Below are 26,625 nucleotides of genomic sequence, written 5' to 3' on the forward strand. Positions count from 1 at the left end.
AGCGGTCAGTCCTCCTCGGCGGCGTCCTCTCCCGACCGGCCCTCGGCCTCGGGCAGGATCGGGAAGAGGGCGGTGTCCACCTGGACGACGTCGGTGTCGGGGTGGCTCTCGGAGGTCCGCCCCTGGAAGCGTTTCCCCCAGGAGCCGAGGAAGTCGTTGAGCGCGTCGGCGAACTCCGCCGCCTCCTCCGGGGTCATCCGGGCGTGGCTCATGGAGTCGTTGGCGGCGTCCTTCCAGCGGCGTACCGCAGGCAGGTCCGGGCTGTCACGAACCAGTGTGGTCCAGTCCGCGAACCTTTCCTGCTTCTGCTGGTAGAGACGGCCGAGGACGGCTTGGGCGGCGACCCGGGTCTGCGGGTTGCTGAGGAACTCGTGCCCCGACATACTCCAGCCGCCGGGCCGCATTCGCCACCAGCGCTCGCGTCCGCCCGTGCGCCCGGGTTCGTTGTCGATGAAGCCGTACCGCGACAGTTGGCGCAGGTGGTAACTGGTGGCGCCGCTGCTCTCCCCCAGACGCCGGCCCAGGATGGTGGCGGTGGCCGGGCCGTTGAGCCGGAGCTCGTCCAGCAGGCGGGCGCGCAGGGGGTGGGCCAGGCCCCGCAGTGCCTGGGCGTCGACCTGCATCTGTTCATGGGGGTCGGAGGGGATGTCGGGGTCATCATCGGTCATGACCCCAACGTACTGCGGAAACCCCCCTGCAAACAGTCCTCTGCAAAGTCTTCTTTGCGCAACGGCCATGGGCGCACTCCGTCCATGGCCGTGGACATCTGAGATGGCACCTGGTCACCGAAACCGGCTCCAGGACGGCCCAGCGGTCAACGGTGTCGTCCCACGCTCCGTGTACATGCCCTTCCGTGAGGCGGCGTCCGTGCACGTGGCAGCGCTGCCCGCCACGGAGCCGACCAGGCGAGCATCACCGGCTCCGTGTGCGGCGTGCTGGACCGACCGAGCGGCCACCCCGTGGACCTGCCCCCTGCCCCGGACTGCTGGAACCGGTGCGGCGTTTCCGCCGCCCGTGCCGGCGCAGGCGCCGTGAAGCACGCGGGACGTTCGACCTTGCTCGGAGGATCTGGTTCGGATACCGCGTCCGTGGAATGCAGCGGCCCCGGGGAACACCAAGGCCAGTCATAATACGCCACTGACGCAACAAGGCCCCGCACTCGGGGCAGCACGGGACTTCGCCATTCGGGCGGTGTGTCTGTTCGAGAAGTATTCCAACGGTCCTTACCGGAAGATGGGGCATCAGAAAGGAGCACGTCATCCAGGCGCCGAGTAAATCGTGACTAGACCACGGGGGTGAGGAGGATCGCTACAGGATTTGGGAGCCCCGGGGTGGCGTCAATCCGTGGAAGCGGTGGCCGGGTCCGGCCACCGTTGGATGAACCGGCTGATCACCGCATACCACACGGTCGCTTCCGGTGTGCCCCGGCGGGACGGAGGAAGACCTGCGTCGTTCAGGTGTTGCACCGGTGTGGCGATGATCTTACGCTGGGCTCCCGGGTGCGCGACAAAGGAAATATGTCATGCATTTCTCTCGTTCTGCGACGGAAGTACATAGCTCCAATCAATCTGCGCCATCGTGACCATACATGAGAGACCGCGATGCCCAGCACGACTGTAAGCAGCAAGGCGGCTGTCCATGGAGCTTTCGCGGCGAACGGAGTAATGTACGCAGCGCTTGTGAGTCGCGTGCCAGCCCTGGGAGAGGAGCTGAGCCTGTCTACGGCAGAGCTCGGGCTACTTCTGTTGTGGCTGTCTGCCGGGGCCGTGTCCGGGCTCCCCACCGCAGGCCTCCTGGTCCAACGTGTCGGTGGGAGCCGAGGAGTCACCGCCGGTACCTCTCTTGCGGCAACAGGACTGTTGCTGCTCGCCTTCGGCCTGCGAACCGCCTCCTGGCCCGTCGCGGCGGCCGCACTCTTCTTCATCGGACTGGGAATGGGGCTGTGGGAAGTCAGCATGAACGTTGTCGGCTCACGCATAGCACATCTCATCGGCAGCGATAACCTGTTACCGCGGCTTCATGCCACACTCAGCCTGGGAACCGTGGTCGGGGCTCTTATCGGAGCACTCCTGGCGAGCATGTCGGTGCCCCTGACGAGTCAGAACCTGGGCATAGCAGGCCTGCTGGCACTGATGGCTCTTCTGCTCAGTCGCCTTACACAAGGCGCGGATACGCGCGGAACAGACGACGCCACGCGCACCCCCGGAAGCATAATGCTCACCTCCTGGCGTGAGCGGCGAACCCTTCTTGTCGGAATATGCGTCCTGGGGTTCGCCTTCGCCGAGGGCACGGCCAACGAGTGGATCGCGTATGTCCTGGTCGATGGTTATGGCACCGCCGAGCACACGGGGGCTCTGGCGTTCGCCGCCTTCGTGGCGGCGATGACGGCGGGGCGTCTCACCGGAGGTGCTCTCGTTGCCCGCGTCGGCCGCGCCAACGTCCTTCGCATCTCGGCCGCGATGGCCCTTGGCGGTGTACTCGTCACGGCTTTCGGCGACGCGGTTGCATGGGCTCTCGTGGGAGCGGTTCTGTGGGGCTTGGGTGCCGCGATGGGATTCCCGGTCGGCATCGCCGCCGCGGCAGACGATCCCGCAAGAGCCGCGGCGAGGGTATCCGTAGTCAGCTCGTTGGGCTATGCGGCCTTCCTGGGCGGCCCGCCGTTGCTGGGGTTGCTCGGGGGGCTCTACGGCATCCAGCAGGCAATACTGGTTGTCTGTGCTGCGCTTTTGCTGGCCTTCCTCGCGGCGGGGTCCACTCGGCGGATCACCGCCCTCGGGGACAGAGGAAGCCCTGTCGTGCCTCGGTGAGGAAACCGTTGTATGCGTTACTCGGCCTCTGAGCCGACCATCGCACTACCGGCCCCGGACAGGCTGTCTGTCCCGGACCTGGTCGAGGCTCTGTCGCCGGGTCAGACCGGATGACCGCTGACCGTCCAGAACGCGGCGGGAGGGGGTCAGCGGTCCTGGTCGGCGGCCAGCTCCACGGTGGCCTCGTCGGACAGCCGGGCGCACTCGGCGACGGCCCGGCGAAAGACCAGGGGCGTGACCACCATGACCAGCCCGCCGGCCAGGAAGGGCAGGGCGAGGTCGATCCGGCCCAGCAGGCCGCCCAGCAGCGCGCCGACCGGTGACAGACCCCAACCGACCATGCGGAAGGCGGCGGCCGCCCGGCCGCGCACACGGGAGGGGATCACGGCCTGGAAGAACAGGGAGCCGGCGACGTTGCTCATCGTCATGCACAGGCCCAGCAGCGTCCAGGCGAGGGCGGCGAACCAGGCGTTGGACACCAGGCCGACCGCCAGCAGGCACAGCCCCATCCCCAGGTAGCCGCCCATCATGACCGCCCTGCGGCCGAGGCCCGTGACGGCCCGTGAGACCAGCACCGTCCCCAGGACGCCCCCGATCGCGATCGACGCCAGGAAGAGCCCGTACAGGGCCGCGGGAACGCCCAGCACGTCCTGGGCGTAGAGGACGAGCACGGAGGTGGACATCTGGAGGCCGATCATGCACGCGGCGTTGTTGAAGGCCAGGCCCCGCGTCAGCGGCCGACCGAAGACGTAGGCGAAGCCCTCCCGCATCGAGCGCAGTACACCCTGGCCTGACTCCGTTCCCTCACCGCTCTCCGTGGCCCCGGCGGCCCCGGGAACGCGTCGCAGCATGAGGGCGACGGTCACCACGAGCACGGCGCACAGGCCGTAGGACACCGCCGTCCCGGCCACGGGCAGGACCGCGGCGACGGCGAAGAGCACACCGGCGACGGGAGTGGCCACACAGTCCTGGGCGACCAGGCGGCCGCCCTCCATCCTGCTGTTGGCCCGGTCCAGCAGGCGGCCCGGCACGATGCGGGAGACGGTGATCCGGGTGACCGGATCGGTGACCGTCTCACAGCAGATCACCACGAACAGCGTCGCGTACATGGCCCACATCGTGACCTGGCCGGTGGCGATCACCACGGCCAGGGCGGCGACGGCGACCGCGGCGACCGTGCTGGAGACCGCCATGGCACGGAGGCGGTCGACCCGGTCGAGCAGCACGCCGGTGAAGGGGGCGACGAGCAGCCAGGGCAGGAAACGGGCCACCATCAGGCCGGAGACGGCGAGCGGGTCGTGGGTCAGGGTGGCGGCGATCAGCGGCAGCGCGGTGGCGAGCATGCCGTCGCCGAGGTTGGTGAGGGTTCCGGCCGCCCAGAAGCGGTGGAAGGTCCTGCCGAGGCGCTCGCTGCGCGGTGGCGTGGCGGCGGGGGGTTCGTTCGCCATCTCTGCCTCCTGGGGTCGGGAAGATGGCACCACCGTATTCCAAAGATTTCTTTGCAAAGGGATTCGTGCAAAACTTTCTTCTCATGACCCGGAGGAGCAGGTCCGCGACCCGGCGTGGTGAAGTGCCCGCCTTCGACCGCCCCGGGCCCGAAAGCCCGCCATGGGCGACAATGGGGGCAAGCCCCGGGCTCCGGGGCGGGTCGCGGATCAAGGAATGAGGTGTCGTCGGATGGATCCGGTCTCCATGGTCCTGGGAGCCACGATCGCGCTCGGCGGGTTCCTGTTCGGCCGCCTGGTGACCAAGCGCCAGGCACGGGAGGCCCTCGAACAGCAGCGCAGACAGGAACAGTCCAGGGCTCTGGGCGGCCGGCAGAGCCCCCAGCCGCTCTGCGGATGCGGCCACCACCTGGTCTTCCACGACCAGCAGACCAAGAGGTGCCAGACCCAGGTGGTCATCCCCGGCCGCTGGACCGGGCAGTCCAGCTCCACCTACCGCCAGTGCATGTGCCAGGGCTACCGGGGCCCGCTTCCCATCGACGAGTACTACGCCCCCGACTACCTGAACGAGACCGACGGCTGACCCGGGACCCGTCACCTTCCGTCGCGCGGGCGAGGGGCCGCCACGCGGTCGTCCACAGGGGCTACCGCCGACCGGCCCCTTCCGCTTTCCCGGGATGGGAAGCCCGAGGACGGGATCCGGGGCGGCGCCCGCCCCGGCCCTTCGCCCCGGCGACCGCAAAACCCCGCCCCCCGCACGGCGGCGCCGCACCCGCCGCCTTTGCCAAACCACCCGTCCGGGCCCCGGATCCGCGGGCACCGCGGGCCCGTGCACGGCCGACACCGCGGTGCGGGAACCTGGGACACGGGGCCCGCCGGGATGACAATGTCCTCCCCCGGCACCAGAATGTCCCCGCACCGAACAGCCAGAGAGTGGACGTTGAACCAGTGACGACCCCTGCGACACCCACGATCGACCAGCGCATCGCCGAGGAACTCGGCGTGGGCGCACACCAGGTCACCGCGACGATCGAGCTCCTCGACAGCGGATCGACCGTGCCCTTCATCGCCCGCTACCGCAAGGAGGCCACCGGCGCGCTGGACGACATCCAGCTACGCGCCCTGGAGGAGCGCCTGCGCTACCTGCGGGAACTGGCCGAACGCCGCACCGCGATCCTGGAGTCGATCCGCTCCCAGGGCAAGCTGGACGAGGAGTTGGAAGCCCGCGTCAACGCGGCCGACTCCAAGGCCCGCCTGGAGGACATCTACCTCCCCTACAAGCCCAAGCGGCGCACCAAGGCCCAGATCGCACGCGAGGCCGGCCTCGAACCGCTGGCCGAGGCGCTGCTGGCCGACCCCGCCCTGGACCCGCAGGAGACCGCTGCCGCCTACGTCGACCCCTCCAAGGACGTGGCCGACACCAAGGCCGCCCTGGACGGGGCCCGCGCCATCCTGGTGGAGCGCTTCGCCGAGGACGCCGACCTCACCGGCCTCCTGCGCGAGCGCCTGTGGGAGAAGGGCCGCCTGGTCTCGGCCGTCCGCGAGGGCAAGGAGGAGGCCGGCGCCAAGTTCGCCGACTACTTCGACTTCTCCGAGGCCCTCACCCGCGTCCCCTCCCACCGCGTCCTGGCCATGTACCGGGGCGAGAAGGAGGAGGTCCTCACCCTCACCCTGGAGCCGGAGGAGCCCCCCGCCCAGAACCCCGACGGCACCACGCCCCGCAGCACCTACGAGAACGCCATCGCCCACCACTTCGGGATCGTGGACCGCGGCCGGCCCGCCGACCGCTGGATCCAGGACACCGTGCGCTGGGCCTGGCGCACCCGCATCCTGGTGCGGCTGGACATCGACGTGCGCATGCGGCTGTGGCAGCGGGCCGAGGACGACGGCGTGAACGTGTTCGCCGCCAACCTGCGCGACCTGCTGCTGGCCGCGCCCGCCGGGAGCCGCGCCACCCTCGGCCTGGACCCGGGGCTGCGCACCGGGGTCAAGGTCGCGGTCACCGACGCCACCGGCAAGGTCGTGGCCACCGACACGATCTACCCGCACGTGCCCCGGCGCGACTGGGACGGCTCCATCGACAGCCTGGCCCGGCTGTGCGCCGCCCACTCCGTGGAACTGGTCGCCATCGGCAACGGCACCGCCTCCCGCGAGACGGACAAGCTCGCCGCCGACCTGATCCAACGCCGTCCCGAGCTCAAGCTCACCAAGGTGATGGTGTCGGAGGCGGGCGCGTCGGTGTACTCGGCCTCGGCCTACGCCTCCGAGGAGCTGCCGGACCTGGACGTGTCGCTGCGCGGCGCCGCCTCCATCGCCCGCCGCCTTCAGGACCCGCTGGCCGAGCTGGTCAAGATCGACCCCAAGTCGATCGGCGTGGGCCAGTACCAGCACGACCTGGCCGAGGCGAAGCTGTCGCGCTCGCTGGACGCCGTCGTCGAGGACTGCGTGAACGGCGTGGGAGTGGACGTCAACACCGCGTCGGTGCCGCTGCTGACCCGGGTCTCGGGCGTGACCTCCACCCTGGCGCGCAACATCGTCGCGCACCGCGACGCCAACGGCCCGTTCCGCACCCGCAAGGAGCTGCGCTCGGTGCCGCGTCTGGGCCCCAAGGCCTTCGAGCAGTGCGCGGGCTTCCTGCGCGTGCCCGGCGGCGACGACCCGCTGGACGCCTCGGCGGTGCACCCGGAGGCCTATCCCGTGGTGCGGCGCATCCTGGACCGGGTGGGGACCGACCTTCCCTCGCTCATCGGCGACAAGGACGTGCTCTCGCGGGTGCGCCCCGAGGACTTCGTGGACGACACGTTCGGCCTGCCGACGGTCAACGACATCCTCGCCGAGCTGGACAAGCCCGGCCGAGACCCGCGCCCGGCCTTCACCACCGCCACCTTCAAGGAGGGTGTGGAGAAGCTGGAGGACCTGGACCAGGGCATGATCCTGGAGGGCGTGGTCACCAACGTGGCGGCCTTCGGCGCGTTCGTGGACGTGGGTGTGCACCAGGACGGCCTGGTCCACGTCTCGGCGCTCTCGCACAAGTTCGTGGAGGACCCGCGCGAGGTGGTCAAGCCGGGCGACATCGTCAGGGTCAAGGTCCAGGACGTCGACATCCCGCGCAAGCGCATCTCGCTGACCATGCGCCTGGACGACGAGGCTCCCTCCGGCGGTGGCCGGGGCGGTCGCGGGGAGCGCGGCAACCGCGGTGGCGGTGGCGGCGACCGCCGTCGCGGCAACGGCAGTGGCAGTGGCAACGGCCGCAGGGGCGGCGGCGGACGCGGCGGCCAAGGCGATGCGGCACCGTCGGGCGCCATGGCCGAGGCGTTGCGCCGCGCGGGCCTGGGCAAGTAGGCCCCGCGCCTTACCCGGGGCCCCGGACGCGTGTCGCGACCGGGGCCCCGCTCCCCCGCCGGACGGTGTGGGAGAGCGGTACCGTCCGCCCCGCCGCAGCCGGGACCCGGTGCGCCCGTCGTCTCACCGGCGGCTCGCGCCGCCGCTCCCTCCGAGATGCCCGGTCCCGGGTACCGGTGGTCCTCCGCCGGGCTCCTCCGGTCTCCGCCGGGCTCAGACTCGGTCCCTCGGGATCACCGAGGTGTAGATCTTCGTGGCCACACGCCTCGTACCCTCGTAGGCGTCGAGCGTCGCGTGCAGGTGGAAGTCGGTCGCCGTGGACGTGAGCGTCGTACGGGTCTCGGTCCGCACGGACCAGTCGCCGCGGGCGAAGCCCATCGTCCACGCCGTCTCGCCCCGGACCGAGTCGTAGTCGTCGCCGACCCGGCCGTAGTACTCGTCGGCGCGCCGGGTCACCTCCAGCCCGATGTCGTCGAAGCACACCGTCCCCAGGTCCTTGACCACGTTCAGCGAGGCCTCGTAGTTCACGAGGTTCTGGGCCAGGTCCCACCGCTCCTCGCCCTGCCCGATCCGGCTCGTCGTGACGGGGGCGGTGCCCTCGGGCTCACCGAAGGGCGCCACACCGCGCCCGTCGTCCCCGCTTTCGACGGGGCGCACCGGAAGGTGTACACGGGTGTGCTCCCCCTGGAACACGGAGAGGGTCACCGGCTCGGGCGAGGGCCACACGAGCGGCCAGTAGGAGGTGGAGACCGAGATCCTCACCCGGTGTCCGGGCGGGAACGCCTGCGCCACACCGTTGAGGGGGACCGAGACACGGTACCTGCGCCCGGGCACCAGCTTCTCCGGCCTCTCGTGGCCGCCGGCGTGGGTGAGGTTCAACAGCCCGTAGGTCACACGCGTGGCCTGTCCCTTGGGCGTGACGTCGCACAGCCGCACCGCGACCATCGCGTCGGGCCGGTCCACGGCGAGTTCGAGGTCGACCACCGCGGAGCCGAGGATCTCCACCCGCTCGGGGAGCGGCACGCTGTCGAAGACGATGGAGCCGCCGTCGTCCTCGCGCTGGTCGTAGGGCAGGTCCGGAGGAGCGTTGTAGGAGCACCACTTGCCCGCGTGCTGTCCGGTGGACAGCGGGGAGGACAGGGTCAGGGCGTCCTCCCTCCTCTCCGGCTCCCCCTCTCCGAGCACCCGCCCGGACCCCAGCGAGCGCGACTCGAACACCACGTTCGGTGACGGCCACTCCCGCTCACCGACCCAGCGCCCCGGCCGGTCCTCGTAGGCGGTGGAGGGAGCCACGCTCTCCTGCATCCAGGCCCGCAGGGCGGGTGCCTCCATCACGTCGTTGTCGATGTCCTTGAGCCAGCGGTCCCACCAGCGCACCAGCTCCTGGAGGAAGCCGACGGCGGGGCCGGGCTGGCCCAGGTGCGGGTACTTGTGCGACCAGGGCCCCAGCAGCCCGAGACAGGGAACCCCCAGCCCCGCCAGCAGCCGGAAGACCGAGTTGGAGTAGCCGTCGGCCCAACCGCTGACGGCCATGACGGGCACCTGGATCGCACCCAGGTCCTCGATCACCGAACCGTGCCTCCAGTACCCGTCCCGGTGCTGGTGCCGCAGCCAGGTGTCGAGCCACAGGCCGCTGTGCTCCAGCCGCTCGTGCCACATCCTCCGCCACCGCCCACCGACCAGGGCCGGATCGGGCGGGCAGGAGTTGTAGGCGAACATCGTGGAGGCCCAGGACAGGTTGTCCCCCAGCAGGCACCCGCCCATGAAGTGCACGTCGTCGGAGTACCGGTCGTCGGTGGAGCAGGCCGTCATGATCGCGCGCAGGCTCCCGGGCCGCCGCGCGGCGACCTGCAGGGCGTTGAACCCGCCCCAGGAGATGCCCATCATGCCGGTGCGGCCGTCGCACCAGGGCTGGTCGGCGAGCCACGCGAGCACCTCCTCGGCGTCCAGGAGCTCGCGTTCCAGGTACTCGTCGGTGAGCACCCCCTCGGAGTCGCCGCTGCCGCGCAGGTCCACGCGGGCGCACGCGTACCCGTGTCCGGCCATGTAGGGATGGTGTATCGAATCGCGCTGCGCCGTCAGGTCGCGCCTGCGGTACGGGATGAACTCCAGGACCGCCGGTACCGGGGCCTCCTCGCTCCCCACCGGGCGCCAGATCCGCGCGGCGAGCCGGACGCCGTCGCCGAGCGGGATCTGGACGTACTCATCCTCACGGACGTCGTTCGGCAGCTCGCTGACGGTTCTCATCGTCACCGGGTCCTCTCCGTGCTCAGGCCTCTTCGTCGGTCTCCCGGATCGTGAAGGGCAGTTTCCCCACGCACTCCCCGTACCTGCGCTCGCACTGCGCGGTGTCCTCCGCGCCCACGAACACGCGGGCCAGCTCGAAGCTGTAGCTGTCCTGGAACGGGAGGTCGGAGAGCCGCTGGCCCCGACGCACGACGACCTCCACCTTCGTGCCCGGCGCCGTCTCCTCCGCTCGGGCCACGTCCTCCTCGGAGGGCACCGCCGCGACGAAGCCGTCGCGGAAGCGGCGCAGGAACCACTTGGCGGCCACCGGGTACCGTCCGCCGCGTTCCAGGTCGGGCTCCTGTCCCAGGGCGACCCTCAGGCAGACCTCGTGGTTGGACACCCCCCGCACGAGTTCGAACAGCCTGGCGTGCGACTGGGAGTGGCGCGGATTGATCTCCAGGAGGCGGATGTCGCCGCTCCGCGGATCGTGGAAGTACTCGATGTTGAAGGTGACGTCGTCCAGGCCGACCCGGGAGACCACGCGCTCGGTGAGTTCGGTCAGGCGCTCGCCGACCGACGCGGACACCGTCGACGGGTACTCATAGCGCAGGAAGCTCGACGTGCCCGGATATCGGTGGGAGTCGACGATCCCGTAGACGTGGGGGACGCCGCCCCGGACGTAGCCCTCGACGGTGAGCTGGTCGCCCGTGGCCTCCTCCTCGGCCAGTGCGGCCGTGCCCCCGCACTCGGCGACCTCCGGAGGCGGCCGCACCCGGTCCATCACCCACTGGAAGGGCGCGCCGAGGCGTCCGGCGCCCGCCCTGATCCTGTCCATCGCCTCGCGGAACTCCGCGTCGTCGGTGACCCGGAAGGCCAGTTCGGAGGAGAAGGACTTCACCGGCTTGACCCACAGCGGGTAGGACAGCCCCTCCGGTTTGTCCGTGGCGTCGAGGCCGAACGCGGCGAACCGGGGAACCGCCTCGGGGATGACGGCGCGCTGCTCCAGACGGCTCCAGTACTTGTGCTCGCACCGGACCACGGCCTCCAGGGGCGCGCACGGCAGCCCCCGTTCCCGGCAGAGCAGCGGCACCAGCGAACTGACCGGGAAGTCCCAGAACCCGATGACCGCGTCGACCGTGCCCTCGAAGGAGTCCAGCCTCTCGGCCGCCAGGGCGAGCAGTCCGGGCATGTCCACCTCCCGTTCCTGGCCGATCTCGTCGAGGTCGAGCAGTTGGAGGAAGCGGTAGCCGCGGTCGGCGGGCAGTGAGAGCAGGACCTCCCGGTTCTGGTCGTCGAGTCCCGGAACGAAGACGTTCGTGACCATCGCGCACCTCCAGCGGGGCGCGGGGCGGTGCGCGCCGATGACCGCCCCGTACCCCGGAAGCCGGCACCGGCCCTCCTACCTGTGAGGATGCCCGTCCTCTCCGCCGGATCCGGCCGGGCCGGGGGGTTTTCCCGAACCTTTACCGCCGCCGGGCCGGCGGGGCCGTCGGCTCGGTGCGGGACGGCTTCCCGGCACCGCCTCACCAGACGGGGCGCAGCGGGGGCAGCTCGTTTCCCGCCAGTCCGCGGACGAGTTCGGCGAGTTCGGCGCGCATGCGGGTGAGCCCGTCCGCGCCGAGGCGCTCGCCGATCCGCTCCTCCAACTCGTGCAGGACGCGGCCCGCGACGGAGAGGTGTTCGTGCGCCTTGTCCGTGAGGACGACCAGGCGGCGCCGTCCGCCCCCGGCGTGCTCGACGCGCCGCACGTATCCGCGCTCCTCCAGGTAGGCGACGATCTGCCCGGCGGCCTGTTTGGTGACGCCCAGGCGGTCGGCCAGCTCGGTGCTGGTCGCGCCACCGTGCCGGAGTACCTGGAAGGCGAATCCGTGGACCGGCCGGAGTTCCCGGTATCCCTCGGCGTCCACTCCGCGCACGAACTCGCCCAGCACCAGTTGGAAGGCCATGCCCAGGAGGAAGGTGAGTTCGGTGCGCTCCAACGGGTCGTTCATGGCACCCATCTTGACACATGTGAGTAAAGAAGCTTTACTCACCGAGTAAAGCCAGTTTACTCAGGAGGTCGCATGAGGATCATCGACGAGACCGGGGCCCGCACCACCACGACGCCCGCCGGGACCATGTCCGCGCTGGCCGGCCCCAGCCGGGGCAGCCACGAGCTGAGCACCTGGCGGGTGCGGATGGAACCCGGCTCGGCCTCCCCCGAGCACGTGGTCGACCGGGACCAGGTGTGGATGCCCGTCTCCGGACGGTTCCGGGTCAGCGTCGACGGCGAGGACTCCGGCATGGCCCCCGGACAGGCCGCCGTGATCCCCGCCGGGGCCGTCCGCCAGGTGCGCACCGGGGACGGCCCCGGCGAGGCGCTGGTGTGCATGGTCCCCGGCGGCCGGGCCTCCGTCGCGGAGCGGGAGGGCTCGGTCCCCCTCCCCTGGGCCGAGTGAGGCCCGGCTCCCCGGCCGCGGACCGGCCGGCCGGAGGGCCGCGCGCCTACCTGGGGACGATGGCCACACCGGACCACAGGGCGCGCACGGGCGAGGGGTCGCTGTCGTGCAGCAGGTCCTCGGTGTTCCACACCTTGACCGCGGTGGCGTCGGCGCTCACGGCGGGCCATCCCGGGTCGCCGGTGGCGGCGAAGTCACGCCAGGCCGCGACCATGCGGTCCGACAGCGCCCGGTGCGCCTCGCCCGGCTCCCCGTCGAGCAGGAACCTCCCGAAGTCGGTGTCCAGGTTGCCGAACGCGAACGGCAGGTCGAAGGCGTGGCACGAACCCAGCCGCCCCTGCACGGCGGGGCTCTCCGCGGCCAGCCGGAAGAAGTGGGCCCGCCCCCCGGCCGCGGCGTGGGCCTCGGCGAAGCGCGCGGTGTACTCGGCGAACAGGGCGTCGCCCTGGATCGCGGCGTACAGCTCGCGCAGGGTGGCCCCCGGGTGCACCTCGCGGTAGGCGGCCACCGCGTCCCCGCCCAGCCCGAGCCGGGAGGCGGTCACCGCCAGGTCGGACTCGCCGTCGATCTCCACGCTCTGCCCCAGCTCGGTGAACAGCCGGTACTCGTGGGCGTTGTGGCCGGTGAGCAGGTCCACCTCGGAGGCGGCGCCGCGCGCCACCGCCTCCAGCGGGGCCTCGGGCAGCTCGGGTCCGCCGACCACGGGCGCGAAGCAGGTGAAGGGCTGGGTGCGCACTCCCCCGGACTTCTTCGACGGGGAGTGGGCCAGCACGAGGTCGGTGGCCTCCAGCAGCTTCTCCGGCGGCAGTGCGGCCAGCGCCCCGGCCTCCAGCGGGACCCCGGCGGCCTCGGCGATCCGCCCGGAGACGAACCGCGCGGTGTCCACGGTGAGCATGTCGCCGGGAACACTGTGCGCGATCGCCCTCCGGAAGAGCCCCCGGGCGTTCGGGGAGGCCATCAGGGACACCACCGACCCGGCACCGGCGGACTCCCCCGCCACCGTCACGTTGTCGGGGTCCCCGCCGAAGGCCGCGACGTTCTCCCGCACCCACCGCAGGGCGGCTGCCTGGTCGAGCAGGCCGCGGTTGTCGGGGCGGCCGGGCACGTGGCCGAATCCCTCGAAGCCCAGCCGGTAGTTGATCCCGACCACGACGAGGCCGCTCTCGGCGAGCCTGGTGCCGTCGTAGGTGAGCTCGGAGGCGGCCCCGACGATGTAGGCGCCGCCGTGGATCCACACGAGCACGGGTGCCCGGTCGCCCTCGCGTGCGGCGGTCCACACGTTGAGGGACAGGCAGTCCAGGGACGTCTCCGGGCCCCAGGGCGCCGCGCCGAGGAGCTGGGCGCCCTGCGGGGGCGGGGGGCCGAAGGAGGTGCAGTCGCGGACGCCGTCCCAGTCGGAGGCGGGCGCGGGGGCGGCGAAGCGGTGCTCGCCGAAGGGGGCGGCGGCGTAGGGAATGCCCCGGTAGACGGTGGTCTCGCCGCTCTCCGAGCGTGGCGAGGCGATGCCCCGGACCCGTCCGGCCGTTGTCTTCACTGTGCGCTCGGCGTCCACGTGCGTCCTCCCGATCGGTTCACGACACCCCCACCTAACAACGTTAGGTAAACAGGCGCAAGACCCCGGGATCCCTCTCCCGCGCCGGAAACCGCCGACCGCTCCCCGGCGCGGCGGAGTACGTCCCGACGCCCCCGCGGAGCGGCTACCCGCTCCACTGGTTTCCGACCGGTAACATACCATCCGGTCGGTTTGAACGTACGAACGAAGGGTCGCCATGCGCGCCATCCAGATCACCGAGTTCGGTGGACCAGAGGTCCTCACCCCCACCGAGCTGCCCGACCCCGAGCCGGGACCCGGCGAGGTCCTCGTCGACGTCACCCGCGCCGGCATCAACTTCGCCGACACGCACCAGGCCGAGAACAGCTACCTGTCCCCCGCCTCCCTGCCCCTGGTCCCCGGCATGGAGATCGCCGGGCGCACCTCCGACGGCCGCCGCGTCGTCGCCCTGGCCACCAGCGGCGGCTACGCCGAGAAGGCCACCGCCACCCCCGACATGTGCTTCGACATCCCAGACGGGGTCTCGGACGAGGACGCCCTCGCCCTGGTGGTGCAGGGGGCCACCGCCTGGGTGCTGCTGCGCAAGTCCGTGCGGATGGATCCGGGCGAGTCGGTCGTGGTGCACGCGGCGGGCGGCGGTGTGGGCACCCTCGCCGTCCAACTGGCCAAGCGGTTCGGCGCCGGAAGGGTCATCGCCGTGGCCAGCAGTGAGGAGAAGCGCGCGCTGGCCCTGGAGCTGGGCGCGGACGCCGTCGTGGACTCCTCCGCACCCGACATGACCGAGGCCCTGGTCGAGGCCAACGGCGGCCAGCGCGTGGACGCCGTCCTGGACATGGTCGGCGGCCGGGTCACCGACCAGAGCGTTCGGGCCCTGGCCCCCTTCGGCCGTCTGGCCTTCTACGGGATGGCCTCGCGCGAGGCGCCCAGTCCGGTGCAGCTTCCCAACCTCATGCGCTTCTCCACCACGGTGGGCGGCATGTGGCTGCCGCACGTGTGGATGCTGCCGGGCAACGTGATGGGCCGGGCGATGGCCGAGCTGTTCACCCTGGTGGCCGAGGGGCACCTCCGGACGGTCCTGGGCGGGTCCTACCCCCTCTCGGAGGCCGCCCGGGCACACGAGGCGCTGCGTTCGCGCGGGACCATCGGCAAGCTGACCCTCGATCCCACCGCTTGATCCGCTAGTTGAACAAGCGCCACCTTGACGGCGTAGATCCGTATATGTCCGGTTCGGTGGGTTCAGCCCCGTTCGCGGTGTACCGCCTCGCGGACCGCGGGCACCACCTCGGCGGCGAACCGCTCCACCTGCCGGACCGGGTTCTCGGCGGGGCCGAACACGAAGGTGTCCATCCCGTACTCCAGCACCAGTTCGGTCAACTGCTCCACCCACTGCTCGGCGGGCCCCCGCAGGAAGCCGGTGGAGGCGCCGTCGGTGATGGCGCCCATCACGTTGTACACGCGGCGGATCGACGCGGGGTCGCGGCCGGCCTCGGCCGCACCCGCGTCGATCCGGGCGTGCATGTCGTGGAGCCCGGCGGGTTCGGTGTAGCCGCTGGAGGGGACCCAGCCGTCGGCGATCCGTCCCAGGGCGCGCAGCAGCCGGGGACCGTACACGCCGAGCCAGATCCCGATGTCGTGCGCGGGGGCCGGTCCCGGCCTGACCCCCGCCAAGCGGTAGTGCCCGCCCTCGAAGCGCACGGAGCGCTGGTCCGACCACAGCAGCCGGATCACCTCCACCGCCTCGACGAGGGCGTCGGCGGCCTCGCGCGGGCCGCGCCGCTCACCGCCCATGGCGACCACGGCCTCCCAGAAGGCCCCGGCGCCCAGGCCCAGTTCGAAGCGCCCGCCGGACAGTACGTCCAGGCTGGCCGCGGACTTGGCGATGATCGCCGGTGAGCGCAGGGGCAGGTTGGCCACGTCGGGGAAGAACCGCAGCCGCTCGGTGCGGGCCAGGGCCGTGGCCATCAGGCTCCAGGTGTCCAGGTGCCGGCGCTGGTAGGGATGGTCCTGGACGCCGACGAACTCCAGGCCGCCGTGCTCGGCCACGGGCAGCAGCGCCCACAGGTCCCGCAGGGAGTCGGCCTCCGGTGAGGCGAAGACCCCGAAGCCCACCCGGCGCCCGTAGTCGGTACCCAACCGCTCTCTCCTCTCCCGGTCCCGCTCGGTCCCGGTCCGCCGGCCGGCCTACTCCTCGGGGGCGCGGTAGACCAGGTCGGAGTAGTCGGGGTGGCGCTGGATCCAGCCCTTGACGAAGGGGCACAGCGGGAGCACCGCCAGGCCCCGTGACCGGGCGTCGTCCAGGGCCCCGCGGACCAGCGTCCCGCCCAGGCCCCGCCCCTCGTGGGCCGGGTCGATCTCGGTGTGGGTGAAGGTGATGAGCTCCCCGGTGACGATGTAGTCGGCGAATCCGGCCACCTCCCCCTCGTCCCTGATCTCGTAGCGTCTCCGGTCCCGTGCGTCGACCACTTCGGCTGTCATGTCCACCCTCACTCGTCGGTCCGTGGTAGGACGGCGTTGGCCCGCACCACCATTGTCGCGCCTCGGCGCGCCCCGTCCCCCTTGCGGCACGCACCTTCCGGGACATAGGGTCGCCATGCATACCGACCAGTCGGTTTAAGGAGAACAGAATGACTTCCCGGTTCGGCGGCCGGACCGCCATCGTCACCGGTGCGAGCCGGGGCATCGGCCTGGCCATCGCCCAGAGGCTCGTCGACGAGGGCGCGCGCGTGTGCGTCACCGCGCGCAAGCCCGAGCCCCTGGAGGAGGCCGTGAAGGCCCTGGGCGGCCCCGAGCACGCCATCGGCGTCCCCGGACGGGCCGACGACCCCGAGCACCAGGACGCTGCGATCGCCGCCACCCTGGAGGCCTTCGGCAGCGTCGACATGTTCGTCAACAACACCGGCATCAACCCGGTCTACGGACGGATGGTCGACCTGGACCTGGACGCGGCCCGCAAGATCTTCGAGGTCAACGCCCTGTCCGCGATCTCGTGGACGCAGAAGGCCTACCACGCCTGGATGGCCGAGCACGGCGGCGCGGTCGTCAACGTCTCCTCCGTGGCCGGGACCAAGCCCTCCCCCGGCATCGGCTTCTACGGCGCCACCAAGGCGATGCTCATCCACATCACCGAGGAGCTGGCCGTCGAGCTGGGGCCGGGGATCCGCGTGAACGGCGTCGCCCCGGCCGTGGTCAAGACCAGGTTCGCCGCGGCGCTCTACGAGGGCCGCGAGGAGAAGGTCGCCGCCCAGTACCCCCTGGGCCGACTGGGCGTGCCCGAGGACGTCGCGGGGGCGGTCTCCTTCCTGCTCTCCGACGACGCCGCGTGGGTCACCGGCCGCACGCTCGTCCTGGACGGCGGCATCACCCTGACCGGAGGCGTGTGACATGGACCTGACCGACACCGGAGCCGTCGTCACCGGCGCGGGCAACGGAATCGGCGCCGCGCTCGCGCGCAGGCTGGCCGGAGCCGGGGCGCGCGTCGTGGTCAACGACCTCGACGCGGGAGCCGCCGAGGCCGTGGCCGCCGAGATCGGCGGGGTGGCCGTTCCCGGCGACGCCGCCGGCGAGGAGGGCGTCACCGCGCTCGTGGCCGAGGCCGGGGCCCACCTGGGCGGCATCGACCTGTACGTGGCCAACGCGGGCGTGGGCGTGGGCGGCGGCCCCGAGGCGCCGGAGGCCGACTGGGACCTGGCCTGGCAGGTCAACGTGATGGCGCACGTGCGCGCCGCGCGTGAGCTGGTGCCGGGCTGGCTGGAGCGCGGCCACGGCCGCTTCCTGACCACCGCGTCGGCGGCGGGCCTGCTCACGATGCTGGGCAGCGCGCCGTACTCGGTGACCAAGCACGCGGCGCTGTCCTTCAGCGAGTGGATGGCGGCCACCTACGGGGACCGCGGGATCACCGTGCAGTGCATCTGTCCGCTGGGCGTGCGCACCAACCTGCTGGAGAGCAGCGGCGACACCGGGCAGGCCATCCTGGCGCCGGAGGCGATCACCCCCGAGGAGGTCGCCGACGCGGTGATGGTCGGCCTGGCCGACGAGCGCTTCCTGATCCTGCCGCACCCGCAGGTCGCCGACTACTACGCGGCCCGGGCCACCGACACCGACCGCTGGCTGGCGGGTATGCGCCGCCTGCAGGCCAAGGTCTTCGAGGGGGACGCGTGAGCGAGCCACGTTCCGACGGGGAACTCCCGGGCCTGGACCTGGAGCGCCTGCGCGCGTACCTGGACGAGGCCGTGCCCGGCCTGGTCTCGGGGCCGCTGAAGGGCCGCGTGGTCGCGGGCGGCAAGTCCAACCTGACCTACGTGGTCACCGACGGCACCGGCAACTGGGTGGTGCGCCGTCCGCCGCTGGGCCACGTGCTGGCGACCGCGCACGACATGCCCCGCGAGTACCGGGTGATGAGCGCGCTGCGCGACACCGCCGTGCCCGTCCCCCGCACCTACGTGCTGTGCGAGGACACCGAGGTGCTGGGCGCGCCGTTCTACGTCATGGAGTACGTGGAGGGCACGCCCTTCCGCACCCGCGACGAGATCGCCCCGCTGGGCCCCGAGGCCGTCCGCGGGGTGGCCGAGTCGCTGATCACCACCCTGGGCGACCTGCACGCGGTGGTGCCCGAGGAGGTCGGGCTGGGCGAGTTCGGCCGCCCGGAGGGCTTCCTGGAGCGCCAGGTACGCCGCTGGGGCAAGCAGCTCAACGCCTCCCGCAGCCGGGACATCCCCGGTATCGACGCACTGCACGAGAAGCTCGCCGCCACGCTGCCCGAGCAGTCGGCGCCCGCGATCGTGCACGGCGACTACCGGCTGGACAACGCGCTGGTCACCCCGGAGGGACGCATCAACGCGGTCCTGGACTGGGAGATGGCCACGCTCGGCGACCCGCTCGTGGACCTGGGCCTGATGCTCGTCTACCAGAACCAGCCCGTGGGCTCGGGCGAGGCGCCCGCCACCTCCGCCGAGGGCTATCCCTCCCCGGAGGAGCTGGTGGGCATGTACGCCGCAGCGACCGGCCGTGACGTGTCCCGCCTCGGCTGGTACGTGGCCCTGGGCTGCTTCAAGCTCGCGGTGATCGCCGAGGGCATCCACTTCCGGCACAGCCAGGGGCTGACCGTCGGGGCGGGCTTCGACCGGGTCGGCGAGATGGTCGCCCCGCTGGTGGAGCGCGCGCACACCATGCTCAAGGAGGACTGAATGGACTTCGCCCACGACAAGGAGACCGAGGAGCTGCGCGAGCGGCTGCTGGCCTTCATGGACGAGCACGTCTACCCGGCCGAGGCGGTACTGGCGGAACAGCTGGCCGGGCGCGACGACCACTGGTCGACCGCGCCGGTGGTGCGCGAGCTTCAGGCCGAGGCCCGCGAGCGCGGCCTGTGGAACCTGTTCCTGGCGGGCCACCCCGAGCACGGCGGCCTGCCCAACCTGCGGTACGCGCCGCTGGCGGAGATCACCGGGCGCAGCCCCCGTCTGGCCCCGATCGCGCTCAACTGCGCCGCGCCCGACACCGGGAACATGGAGGTGCTGACGATGTTCGGCACCCCCGAGCAGCGCGAGCGCTGGCTGAAGCCGCTGCTGAACGCCGAGATCCGCTCGGCCTTCGCCATGACCGAGCCCGAGGTGGCCTCCTCCGACGCCACCAACATCACCACCAGCATCGTTCGTGACGGCGACGAGTACGTGGTCAACGGGCGCAAGTGGTACATCACCGGAGCGCTCAACCCCGAGTGCGCCGTCTTCATCGTGATGGGCAAGACCGACCCCGACGCCGAGCGGCACAAGCAGCAGAGCATGGTGCTGGTGCCGCGCGACACCCCCGGACTGACGGTACGGCGCGGCATGCAGGTGTACGGCTACGACGACAGCGACCACGGCGGCCACGCCGAGGTGGTGTTCGAGGACGTGCGGGTGCCCGCGGAGAACCTCGTCGGCGGCGAGGGCGAGGGCTTCGCCGTCGCCCAGGCCAGGCTGGGTCCGGGCCGCATCCACCACTGCATGCGCGGTATCGGCATGGCCGAGCGGGCCCTGGAGCTGACCTGCCGCCGGGTGCTGGACCGGGTGGCCTTCGGTCGGCCGCTGGCCGAGCAGGGCGTGGTGCGCGAGTGGATCGCCGAGGCCCGCGTGGCCATCGAGCAACTGCGGCTGCTGGTGCTCAAGACCGCCTACCTGATGGACACGGTGGGCAACAAGGGCGCGCACACCGAGATCCAGGCGATCAAGATCGCCACCCCGCGCACGGTGGAGTGGATCCTGGACAAGGCCATCCAGGCGCACGGCGCCGCCGGGGTCAGCCAGGACCTGCCGCTGGCCGGATGGCTGGCGGGCGTGCGGTCGCTGCGGCTGGCCGACGGACCCGACGAGGTGCACCTGCGCTCGCTGGGCCGGGCCGAGCTGCGCAAGTACCGGTAGGTCCTCGCTTCTTCCGGGCTCCGCTCCGCCCGCGCGCAGGCGCCCGCGGCGCGGAGCCCCTCCTCGTTCGGACACCCCGTGGGCGGGAACCCCGTCGGCGGGAGCCGCCCCCAGGGGCCGGGCAGGCACCGCTCACACGGGTCCCGCGTACGCGGGAGGGGCCGGGGACTCCGTGTCCCCGGCCCCTCCCATGCCTCCTCAGGCCCCGGGGCGCAGTCCGGCCACGAGCAGTTCGGCGAAGTGGCGGCCCACGTCCTCGCCGGTGAGCGGGCCGCCCGCGCGGTACCAGGTGCTCAGGTGGTGCACCGAGCCGAAGAAGTAGTTGACCACCAGGTCGGCGGGGACGTCTGCGCGGAAGACCCCCTCCCCCTGTCCCTGGACGACCATGTCGCGGAAGGTCTCGTGGTAGCGGCGCCGCTCGGCGCGTACGGCGCGCTGCTTCTCCTCGCTCAACTGGTGCATGGAGCGGAAGAAGATGACGCTGTCGTCCATGTTGGCGATGCTCGTGACGATGACGTCGGCCGCGGCGGCGCGCACGCGGTCGACCACCGAGGCGTCCCGGGAGGCGATCCGCACCAGGTGCTCGGTCTGCATGCGCAGCACCCGCGCGTAGATCTCGTAGAGCAGGTCGTCCTTGGAGCCGAAGTAGTGGTACATGGCACCCTTGGTGACCCCCGCGGCGGCGACGACCTCCTGCACGGAGGTGCCCTCGTAGCCGCGCTCGGCGAACAGCCTGGTCGCCGCCCCGAGCAGGCGCTCGGGGACGGTTCCGCGCGCCGCCTCGGTGTCGACCGCCTGTTGTACTCGCGCCATGTCCTGTCCCACCTCGTACCCCGTCGTTGACCCGCCGGGACAGCATACCGACCGGCTGGTACCTTGCGCACTCGCGAACGGCGCCCCTGCCCGTCCTCCGGCGGTCAGACCACCCTGAGATCGACCTTGCGTCCGTCGGGGTCGGTGAGGACTCGGTGTCCCGGCTCCAGGCGCGGCAGGGCCCGGCGCCCGTCCACGGCGAACCCGAGGCGCACCGCACCCGTGGCACGGGCGGCGGTGGCCGGGTAGATCTCGAAGACCATGCCGCCGGGCAGCTCGGCCGCGTGGTGCTCGGGTCCGTCGCCGTGCCGCTCGCGGACGAACCGCAGGCCCAGCCGGGTGTAGAAGGCCCGGCACTCCTCGACCCGGTCGGTGTGGAGGACCAGGAGCGTGGCGCGCGGAAGCGGGTCCCCGGGAGATCCGTCCTCCCCGGCGGCCTCCTCCAGGATCCGCCGGGCGCGCGCGTACTTGGCGCGCAGCCGCCCGGCCAGCTCCCCGGGCAGTGCGGCCAGGCGTCCCTCGTCGGAGTTGTGGGCGTTGTCCGCGAGCTTGACCAGCCTGCCCAGGGGGTCGGCGGCGGCTCGGCGCACCATCTCCTCGTAGGGCTCCCCCGCCCGCCGGGTCACCGACTCCACCGCGCGCACGACCTCCTCCGGGCAGCCCTTCGCGCGCAGGTCGCCGGCGGTGAGAGGGGTGTCTTCCAGCACGTCGTGCAGCACCCCCGCCATCCGCGCGTGCTCCCCGTGCCCGGCGAGCAGGTCGCGCACCGCGAACACGTGCTCGGTGTAGGGCCGCCCGGCCCGGTCGACCTGTCCGGCGTGGGCCTCCCCGGCCAGGCGCGAGGCCTGCTCCAGCGTCATCTCCACCGTCCGCCCTCCCCGTCACGCCGACCGTATCGGGCGCGGGGCCCCGCCGGGCCCGCCGGGGCGGCCTCAGCCCTCCACGAAGTGCGCACCGTACTCGGCCGAGGGCGCGACGGGCGTGATGACGTCGACCAGGACGCCGCCGGGGTCGGCGACGATGAAGTGCCGCTGCCCGAACTCCTCGGTGCGGATCTCCAGTTCGGGGCGCAGCCCGCCGTGCACCACCAGGCGGTCCCACTCGGCGTCCACGTCCTCCACCTCGAAGTTGAGCAGCAGGCCCCGGGCGGGCCTGCCGTAGCCCTCGGGGACGGTGGGGTGGGCGGGGTCGAGCAGGGCCAGTTCGTACTCGGGCGGTCCGGGCCTGCGCAGACTCACGTACCAGTCGGCGGCGAAGGTCTCCTCGAAGCCGAACAGTCCGACGTAGAAGTCCCGGGACTCGGCGAGGCTGGGTGTGCCGAGGACCGGATAGAAGCTGTTGAGCCGCATGGTTCCGCCTTTCGCGTACCGTCGGTATGTGGAGGTACGCTATTGGCATACCATCGGTATGTCAATAGGGGAGGTCCTGCATGGCCCCGGAACCGGGAACCCGTGCCCGACAGCGGGAGCGCACCAGGAGGGTCCTGCTGCGTGAGGCCCGCAGGCTGTTCGCCGAACACGGGTACGGCGGGGTGGGGCTGGCACGGATCGTGGCGGACTCCGCGGTCACCAAGGGCGCCCTCTACCACCACTTCGAGGGCAAGCCGGACCTGTTCCGCGCGGTTCTTGAGGAGGTGCAGGCCGAGGTCGCCGACGCCGTGGCACGGGCCGCGGACGCGCACCAGGACCCGTGGGAGCGCCTGACCACCGGCTGCCGGGCCTTCCTCACCGCCAGCACCGCGCCGGACGTGCGGCGGATCATGCTCATGGACGGACCCGCCGTTCTGGGCTGGAGTACCTGGCGGGCCCTGGACGAGGCCGCGTCGGCCCGTCATCTGACCGAGGCGCTCACCGACCTGGTCCGGGCGGGCGTCCTGCGGCCCCAGCCGATCGCTCCCCTGGCCCACCTGCTGTCGGGGGCGATGAACGAGGCCGCCCTGTGGCTGGCCGAGGCCGACGGCCCCGCGGACCTGGAGGACGTCTGGGCGGCGCTGTCGCGCATGCTGGAGTCCCAGCGCTGAGCCGGGGCCCGCCGGGCCCGCCGGGGCGGTGCCTCCACGCGTTATCGTGGCCCTCATGTCGGAGAGCACGCAGACGGACCGGGGACGGGACCAGGACCTGGAGCGCGACGACTTCGTCCAACGGTTCTCCGAGTACTGGCAGTCGCAGGGCCGGCCCCGGGCCGAGGGGCGCATCGTGGGCTACCTGCTCATCGCCGACCGCGAGGCGGTGGGCGCCGAGGAGATCGCCGACGGCGCCCGGGTCAGCCGGGGATCGGTGTCGCAGTCGGTGCGACGCCTGCGCGAGATGGGGTTCGTGGACCTCGTCGAGTCCCCCGGGGGCCGCTCGCGCCTGGTCACCATGGACGAGGACGTCTGGGGCGGTTTCCTGCGCAACGAGCGCTCCTACCTCAAGCGGCAGCGCGAGCTCGCCGCGTCGGCGTTGGAGCGCCTGCCCGGGCTGAGCACCCACGCACGCAACCGGCTGCGCAACATGCACGACTACATGGCCTGGCTGGACGACTACCACGACACCCTGCTCTCCCACTGGGAGGAGTACAAGGCCCGGCGGGACTGACGGACGTACCGCGCCCCGCCCGGGAGCGGGTCGGGGCGCGGTACGGGCTCCGTGCCCGGTGGTGCGGGCGGTGATGCGGTCGGCCGTCGAACGCCGGCCGGGTCACCGCGGCCGCGACGGGGCGCGTTCGTGCGGGATGACCAGGGGCGTGCGGGTGCGCGGGTCGGGCACCACGTCGCAGGCCAGCCCGAACACCTCCTCCACCATGCGCGCGGTCACCACCTGCTCCGGAGGGCCGTCGGCGACCACCCGGCCCCGGTCCATCAGCACCAGGCGGGTCGCGAACCGGGCGGCCTGGGCCAGGTCGTGCAGGACCGCGACCACCGTGCGCCCCTGCCGGTGCAGGTCGGCGAACAGCTCCAGCAGGTCGTACTGGTGGGCGATGTCCAGGTAGGTGGTGGGCTCGTCCAGCAGGAGGATGCCGGTGTCCTGGGCCAGGACCATCGCCACCCAAGCGCGCTGGCGCTGCCCGCCCGAGAGGGAGCCCACCTGGGTGTCGGCCAGGCCGGCCAGTCCTGTGAGCTCCAGCGCGCTCCGGATCGCCGTCTCGTCCTGCGGACTCCACTGCCGCACCAGCGTGTGGTGGGGGAAGCGTCCGCGCGCGGCCAGCGCCCGCACGGTGATGCCCTCGGGGGCGACCGGGCTCTGCGGCAGCAGCGCCAGTTGCCGGGCCACCGCCTTGGCGCGCTGGCCGCGCACGTCCCGTCCGCGCAGGAGCACCCTGCCCGACATGGGCTTGTTCACCCGGCCCAGGGCCTTGAGCAGTGTGGACTTGCCGCATCCGTTGGGGCCGACGATGACGGTGAAGTCTCCGTCGCCCACCTCCAGGCACAGGTCGCGTACGACCGGCTCGGCCCCGTACCCCAGGGTCAGGTCCTCCGCGGACAGCACCGGACTCACAGCACACCCCTTCGCCATTCACGAACCAACAGGTAACCCAGATACACGCCGCCGAACGCCATGGTGAAGATTCCGACCGGCAGTCCGTCGCCGACCGGGGACTGCTGCACGACCAGGTCGGCGGCCACCAGCAACAGCGCTCCCACCAGCGCCGACAGGGCGAGGTTGGGGCCCGGCGCGGTGGAGAGCCTGCGGGCGATCTGCGGCGCGGTCAGGGACACGAACGCGATCGGGCCGGCCACGCTCACCGCGGCGGCGGAGAGCACCACCGACACGGCGACGGCGGCGGTGCGGGTGGGGGCCGCCCTCGCGCCCAGGGCGTCGGCGAGCTCGTCGCCCATCTCGTTGACGGTGACCGGTCCGGCCAGCGCCGCCACGAGGGGCAGGACCAGGATCAGGACCGCCCAGATGGTGAGGGCGTGTTCCCAGGAACGGGCGCCCAGGCTGCCGTTGACGTAGGCGGACAGGATGCTGGCCTGGTCGCGGGCCATGACCGACACCACGAAGTGGGTGAAGGCCTGCGCCATGGCGGCCACGCCGATACCGGCGACGATCAGGCGGCCGGGGTGGCGCAGGCCGGTCCCGGTCGCCGTGGCCACGACGACCATGGCCAGTGCGGCACCGGCCAGGGCGCCCAGCGGCACGGGAACGACACCGGGCAGGACGAGGGCCGCGAAGGCCGCGCCCGCCCCGGCGCCGGCGCCCAGGCCGATGACGTCGGGGCTGCCCAGGGGGTTGCGGGTGACGGACTGGAAGAGCGCGCCCGCCAGGCCCAGGGCGGCGCCGGTGCCCACGGCCACCGTCAGGCGGGGGCCGCGCAGCCGTTCGAGGACGAAGGTCTCGGTGGCCTCGCCCGCGCCGGCCACGACGGCCGGCAGGCGGGTGAGGGGGACGCCGAGATCGCCCGTGGAGAGGGTGGCGGCCGCGGCGGCGGCCAGGAACAGCAGGAGCACGGCCGCCCACAGCAGCGAGCGCGGGTGGACGGGCAGTGCGACCGGTCCCAGCCTCAGCACGGGCGGGGAGGAGGCGGCCGCCCGCCCGGGCGGCTCCCCGGCCCGGGTCCGCGGTGCCGCCTTCGGGGAGGAGGGGGTGGTTCGCGTCATGAGGTACTCCGCATCCTGCGGACCGCGTACAGCAGTACGGGAGCGCCGACGAAGGCGGTGACCACGCCGACCATGAGCTCGGTGGGCCGCACGATCGTGCGGCCGACGACGTCGGCCGCCAGCAGCAGGGTGGGGCCCACGAGCAGGGCGAAGGGCACCTGCAGACGGAAGTCGACGCCGATCAGGGCGCGTACCACGTGGGGTACGGCCAGGCCGACGAAGGCGATGGGTCCGGCGGCCGCGGTGGCGCCGGCGGCGAGCATGGTGCCCGCGATCAGCCCGGCGGAACGGGTCCACAGGGTGTTGGCCCCGGTGGCGATCGCGGCCTCCTCGCCCAGGGCCAGGGCGTTGAGGCCGCCGCAGACCAGGAGTGCCAGCGCGGTGCCGACCCCGATGACGGGCAGCACGGACCAGACGACGTCGTAGCCGCGTCCGCCCAGGGAGCCGACCACCCAGTAGCGGTAGCTCTCGAAGGTCTCGGGCAGGCTCAGCGCCACGGCCTGGACGTAGGCGGTGAGCACGGCGGAGACCACCGCTCCCGCCAGGACCAGGCGGACCATGCCGCCGTCGCCGCCCCGGCTGCCCACCGTGTAGGCGGCCAGTCCGGCGGCCAGGGCCCCCGGCATCGCCCACCAGACGGTGCCCGCGACCGAGGTGGAGCCGAACAGGGCGGTGGCGGTGACCACCGCGGCGGCGGCACCGGCGTTGACGCCCAGCAGGCCGGGGTCGGCGAGGGGGTTGCGGGTGATGCCCTGCATGAGGGTGCCCGCCAGGGCCAGGGCGGCCCCGGCGACCACGCCCAGGAGGGTGCGCGGGTAGCGGCTCTCCACCACGGTGGCGACGAAGGGGTCCGCTCCGCCGGTGAACACCGCCCACACCTCCGGGAGCGGGGTGGGCCTGCTGCCCATGACGAGGCTGAGGAGGACCGCTCCGGCCAGGGCCGCGGCGCCCGCGCCGAGCACGAGCACGGCGCGGGCGGGACCCGTCCGGTGCGGTTCCGTCTGTGTCTTCACCCTGACCATGGG

General features: G+C 72.3%; 25 protein-coding genes. 11 read left to right on the forward strand and 14 right to left on the reverse strand.

Features of this window, described 5'->3' with window-relative positions; all coding sequences use genetic code 11:
- Positions 1-5 precede the first annotated feature (5 nt).
- Positions 6-668, reverse strand: coding sequence for a winged helix-turn-helix domain-containing protein (locus NOSIN_RS12480; protein ID WP_077690903.1), 663 nt, complete (start codon positions 666-668; stop codon positions 6-8).
- A gap of 933 nt (positions 669-1,601) precedes the next feature.
- Between NOSIN_RS12480 and NOSIN_RS12485 the strand changes: the two genes are divergently transcribed.
- Positions 1,602-2,807 (forward strand): MFS transporter, encoded by a 1,206-nt coding sequence (locus NOSIN_RS12485; protein WP_236743359.1) that lies wholly within the window; start codon positions 1,602-1,604, stop codon positions 2,805-2,807.
- A 146-nt stretch (positions 2,808-2,953) separates the two neighbouring features.
- Here the strand turns inward: NOSIN_RS12485 and NOSIN_RS12490 are convergent, their stop codons facing one another.
- Positions 2,954-4,255: an MFS transporter gene (locus NOSIN_RS12490; RefSeq protein WP_077690905.1), complete on the reverse strand. Its 1,302-nt coding sequence runs from the start codon at positions 4,253-4,255 to the stop codon at positions 2,954-2,956.
- 229 nt (positions 4,256-4,484) lie between these two features.
- Here NOSIN_RS12490 and NOSIN_RS12495 point away from each other — a divergent pair, with 229 nt between their 5' ends.
- Complete coding sequence (locus NOSIN_RS12495) at positions 4,485-4,835, forward strand: hypothetical protein (RefSeq protein ID WP_077690906.1); 351 nt, start codon at positions 4,485-4,487, stop codon at positions 4,833-4,835.
- Between the two features lie 365 nt (positions 4,836-5,200).
- The gene (locus tag NOSIN_RS12500; protein ID WP_077690907.1) at positions 5,201-7,594 is read left to right on the forward strand and encodes a Tex family protein; all 2,394 of its coding nucleotides are present in this window, start codon (positions 5,201-5,203) and stop codon (positions 7,592-7,594) included.
- A gap of 213 nt (positions 7,595-7,807) precedes the next feature.
- Here the strand turns inward: NOSIN_RS12500 and NOSIN_RS12505 are convergent, their stop codons facing one another.
- The 3 genes from NOSIN_RS12505 to NOSIN_RS12515 all read right to left on the reverse strand — a co-directional run bounded on the left by NOSIN_RS12505 (position 7,808) and on the right by NOSIN_RS12515 (position 11,814).
- Entirely contained in the window at positions 7,808-9,841 is a 2,034-nt protein-coding gene (locus NOSIN_RS12505) for a CocE/NonD family hydrolase (RefSeq protein ID WP_077690908.1), read from the reverse strand.
- A gap of 22 nt (positions 9,842-9,863) precedes the next feature.
- Positions 9,864-11,147, reverse strand: coding sequence for an ATP-grasp domain-containing protein (locus tag NOSIN_RS12510; RefSeq protein ID WP_077690909.1), 1,284 nt, complete (start codon positions 11,145-11,147; stop codon positions 9,864-9,866).
- Positions 11,148-11,346: 199 nt separating this feature from the next.
- On the reverse strand, positions 11,347-11,814 hold the full coding sequence (locus NOSIN_RS12515) for a MarR family winged helix-turn-helix transcriptional regulator (protein ID WP_077693559.1): 468 nt from the start codon (positions 11,812-11,814) through the stop codon (positions 11,347-11,349).
- A gap of 72 nt (positions 11,815-11,886) precedes the next feature.
- Between NOSIN_RS12515 and NOSIN_RS12520 the strand changes: the two genes are divergently transcribed.
- On the forward strand, positions 11,887-12,261 hold the full coding sequence (locus NOSIN_RS12520) for a cupin domain-containing protein (RefSeq protein WP_077690910.1): 375 nt from the start codon (positions 11,887-11,889) through the stop codon (positions 12,259-12,261).
- 46 nt (positions 12,262-12,307) lie between these two features.
- On the opposite strand, the gene NOSIN_RS12525 is transcribed toward NOSIN_RS12520, so the two are convergent.
- Positions 12,308-13,813 carry a carboxylesterase/lipase family protein gene (locus tag NOSIN_RS12525; protein ID WP_077690911.1) on the reverse strand — a complete coding sequence of 502 codons (1,506 nt, stop codon included), beginning with the start codon at positions 13,811-13,813 and terminating at the stop codon, positions 12,308-12,310.
- 217 nt (positions 13,814-14,030) lie between these two features.
- On the opposite strand from NOSIN_RS12525, the gene NOSIN_RS12530 reads away from it, so the two are divergent.
- Positions 14,031-14,987 carry a quinone oxidoreductase family protein gene (locus tag NOSIN_RS12530; protein ID WP_077690912.1) on the forward strand — a complete coding sequence of 319 codons (957 nt, stop codon included), beginning with the start codon at positions 14,031-14,033 and terminating at the stop codon, positions 14,985-14,987.
- A 62-nt stretch (positions 14,988-15,049) separates the two neighbouring features.
- On the opposite strand, the gene NOSIN_RS12535 is transcribed toward NOSIN_RS12530, so the two are convergent.
- Positions 15,050-15,946, reverse strand: coding sequence for an LLM class flavin-dependent oxidoreductase (locus tag NOSIN_RS12535; protein WP_077690913.1), 897 nt, complete (start codon positions 15,944-15,946; stop codon positions 15,050-15,052).
- Between the two features lie 48 nt (positions 15,947-15,994).
- The gene (locus tag NOSIN_RS12540) at positions 15,995-16,288 is read right to left on the reverse strand and encodes a GNAT family N-acetyltransferase (RefSeq protein WP_077693560.1); all 294 of its coding nucleotides are present in this window, start codon (positions 16,286-16,288) and stop codon (positions 15,995-15,997) included.
- Between the two features lie 149 nt (positions 16,289-16,437).
- Between NOSIN_RS12540 and NOSIN_RS12545 the strand changes: the two genes are divergently transcribed.
- Genes NOSIN_RS12545 through NOSIN_RS12560 form a run of 4 tightly spaced genes read left to right on the forward strand, consistent with a single transcriptional unit; the run spans position 16,438 to position 20,208 of the window.
- Positions 16,438-17,193, forward strand: coding sequence for an SDR family oxidoreductase (locus NOSIN_RS12545; protein ID WP_077690914.1), 756 nt, complete (start codon positions 16,438-16,440; stop codon positions 17,191-17,193).
- Position 17,194: 1 nt separating this feature from the next.
- Positions 17,195-17,971 (forward strand): SDR family oxidoreductase, encoded by a 777-nt coding sequence (locus NOSIN_RS12550; protein ID WP_077690915.1) that lies wholly within the window; start codon positions 17,195-17,197, stop codon positions 17,969-17,971.
- Complete coding sequence (locus NOSIN_RS12555) at positions 17,968-18,996, forward strand: phosphotransferase family protein (protein ID WP_077690916.1); 1,029 nt, start codon at positions 17,968-17,970, stop codon at positions 18,994-18,996. Before NOSIN_RS12550 ends, NOSIN_RS12555 begins: the two co-directional genes overlap by 4 nt.
- A complete protein-coding gene (locus tag NOSIN_RS12560; protein ID WP_077690917.1) occupies positions 18,997-20,208 on the forward strand; it encodes an acyl-CoA dehydrogenase family protein in 1,212 nt (403 codons plus the stop codon).
- Positions 20,209-20,406: 198 nt separating this feature from the next.
- Here NOSIN_RS12560 and NOSIN_RS12565 read toward each other — a convergent pair whose 3' ends face one another.
- From NOSIN_RS12565 to NOSIN_RS12575, 3 genes are all read right to left on the reverse strand, one after another.
- On the reverse strand, positions 20,407-21,021 hold the full coding sequence (locus tag NOSIN_RS12565; protein ID WP_077693561.1) for a TetR/AcrR family transcriptional regulator: 615 nt from the start codon (positions 21,019-21,021) through the stop codon (positions 20,407-20,409).
- A 104-nt stretch (positions 21,022-21,125) separates the two neighbouring features.
- Positions 21,126-21,881 carry an HD domain-containing protein gene (locus NOSIN_RS28190; RefSeq protein ID WP_077693562.1) on the reverse strand — a complete coding sequence of 252 codons (756 nt, stop codon included), beginning with the start codon at positions 21,879-21,881 and terminating at the stop codon, positions 21,126-21,128.
- 72 nt (positions 21,882-21,953) lie between these two features.
- On the reverse strand, positions 21,954-22,370 hold the full coding sequence (locus NOSIN_RS12575) for a VOC family protein (RefSeq protein WP_077690918.1): 417 nt from the start codon (positions 22,368-22,370) through the stop codon (positions 21,954-21,956).
- 80 nt (positions 22,371-22,450) lie between these two features.
- Here NOSIN_RS12575 and NOSIN_RS12580 point away from each other — a divergent pair, with 80 nt between their 5' ends.
- Complete coding sequence (locus tag NOSIN_RS12580; RefSeq protein ID WP_077690919.1) at positions 22,451-23,041, forward strand: TetR/AcrR family transcriptional regulator; 591 nt, start codon at positions 22,451-22,453, stop codon at positions 23,039-23,041.
- A gap of 55 nt (positions 23,042-23,096) precedes the next feature.
- Positions 23,097-23,597: a GbsR/MarR family transcriptional regulator gene (locus NOSIN_RS12585; protein WP_077690920.1), complete on the forward strand. Its 501-nt coding sequence runs from the start codon at positions 23,097-23,099 to the stop codon at positions 23,595-23,597.
- 102 nt (positions 23,598-23,699) lie between these two features.
- Here NOSIN_RS12585 and NOSIN_RS12590 read toward each other — a convergent pair whose 3' ends face one another.
- The 3 genes from NOSIN_RS12590 to NOSIN_RS12600 form a co-directional block, all read right to left on the reverse strand.
- Positions 23,700-24,497 carry an ABC transporter ATP-binding protein gene (locus NOSIN_RS12590; RefSeq protein ID WP_077690921.1) on the reverse strand — a complete coding sequence of 266 codons (798 nt, stop codon included), beginning with the start codon at positions 24,495-24,497 and terminating at the stop codon, positions 23,700-23,702.
- Positions 24,494-25,510 carry a FecCD family ABC transporter permease gene (locus tag NOSIN_RS12595; RefSeq protein WP_309232777.1) on the reverse strand — a complete coding sequence of 339 codons (1,017 nt, stop codon included), beginning with the start codon at positions 25,508-25,510 and terminating at the stop codon, positions 24,494-24,496. The genes NOSIN_RS12590 and NOSIN_RS12595 overlap by 4 nt, the downstream gene beginning before the upstream one ends.
- A gap of 86 nt (positions 25,511-25,596) precedes the next feature.
- Positions 25,597-26,622: a FecCD family ABC transporter permease gene (locus NOSIN_RS12600; RefSeq protein WP_077690923.1), complete on the reverse strand. Its 1,026-nt coding sequence runs from the start codon at positions 26,620-26,622 to the stop codon at positions 25,597-25,599.
- Between the last annotated feature and the right edge of the window lie 3 nt (positions 26,623-26,625).

This window comes from Nocardiopsis sinuspersici (assembly GCF_001998325.1).
GTDB classification, from domain to species: domain Bacteria; phylum Actinomycetota; class Actinomycetes; order Streptosporangiales; family Streptosporangiaceae; genus Nocardiopsis; species Nocardiopsis sinuspersici.